Here is a 1,463-nt window from a genome sequence, read left to right as displayed (position 1 = left end):
GGGGGGATTAGATAATAAAATCTTCATGTTTAGTACCTGTAGTTTAGAGTTCACTATCTACAACCATCTTTTCCACGAGATGGAGGTAGACCAAACAGGGGTGGAAATACCGCACTACAGAAGACGGCCAGTCATAGACTGCCCTGCCTGGCCTACCATAATGGCAAACTAAGCATAATAAGCACAAAAAACCGCTAAAGCGGTTTTAATGCTTCTGTAGTAATTTTCAGGTTTCCACGCCCGATTACAGATTTTGCTGTAACGTAATTATCATATGGGTATCTTTTTCTTTGGTCAAACCAAATTAGAATTTTTTATTCATTTTTTAGTGATATTTTAAAATTGAATGCTGGCTTAATTTTTTCAAAATTTTAGCCGAAAAAATCCCTGTATTTTACCTACATACAAGGATCCGTGTTTAGCTCAAAATCTATGCTGCATACTTATAGAAGGATTACCTAAGCTAATTAATTTATCTTCTCCATTTTTTGGTATCTCATTAAAATCTAAAAATAATCATATTGGTGGACTCCCAAGCCTTTGCTTTGTAAAACAGCAGTTTTAAAAAGCAAAGGCTTGGGCTATTTTTCTGAAATATATTTGCTTAGGCTATTTAAAAATTAGCTTATAAAATCAAACCAAAAACACAACCAAGTTTTCTATGCTGTATTTAATATTATAAATCTAGCAAAATTTAATTTTTTATTTATAAAAAATAAAAACTAATTTCCCTATTTTACAGAATAAAACAAATCAATTTATAGGGTAAATAATTTATATTAACTCACTAGTCTATAAAATTTACCTTATATATAATTTTATATTTTATAGATTAAATTTAAAAAATAATATCCGAATAAATTTACAAGAATAATAAAAAAATACAATTAAATTTAATCTTATTTTCTCCTGCGAGTCATACAAAATCTTTTGTTTATTGAGTATTTTTTTTGATAATCTCTCATCTAGCCTATCCAGGTTATTCTCAAGAAAAAAATTATCAAAAATCAACCTCACAGAGTGTACACCTCGCGCTAAGTGTCCTTTTTTGACCAAAAAAAAAGAAGAAATTTACATAAATAATGAAAAAATAATCAAACATGAATTACCTAAAGTTATATACCGATGTTTTTTATATATTTTTTTAATATAAAAAAACTGTAGCCCCCTACTTCTCCGGTAAAACATTTTAGACCATTTTCTTTTGACCCAGGGAAGGTACTCCAAGGCATTTCATCTTAAAAAAGATACTTTGTAGTACAATTTTTTGTATCAGATGATGCTTTGAATCTGCTTTTTTATTACTAATTTTATAATATTTTATTTTAACTTCAGTCCCTATTTTTTTATCAAAATCACTTGAACTTGATTTTTCTATATCTAAGTAGGATTCTACGTCCGAATATATTTTGGTAATAAACTCTACAAATGAATCGTACAATTTTAAATCTTTTTGACAGACT

1 protein-coding gene is annotated in these 1,463 nt (G+C 28.1%); it reads right to left on the bottom strand.

The window, feature by feature from the left end; genetic code table 11:
• Positions 1-1,189 precede the first annotated feature (1,189 nt).
• On the bottom strand, positions 1,190-1,463 hold a 274-nt coding region (locus tag GGG_RS21480; RefSeq protein ID WP_010117900.1), incomplete at its 5' end, for a hypothetical protein.

Origin of the sequence: Acinetobacter sp. P8-3-8 (genome assembly GCF_000214135.1) — a bacterium.
Taxonomy (GTDB): Bacteria; Pseudomonadota; Gammaproteobacteria; order Pseudomonadales; family Moraxellaceae; genus Acinetobacter.
Note: the sequence above shows the minus strand (reverse complement) of the source record. Positions and strands in the feature narration are given on the sequence as shown.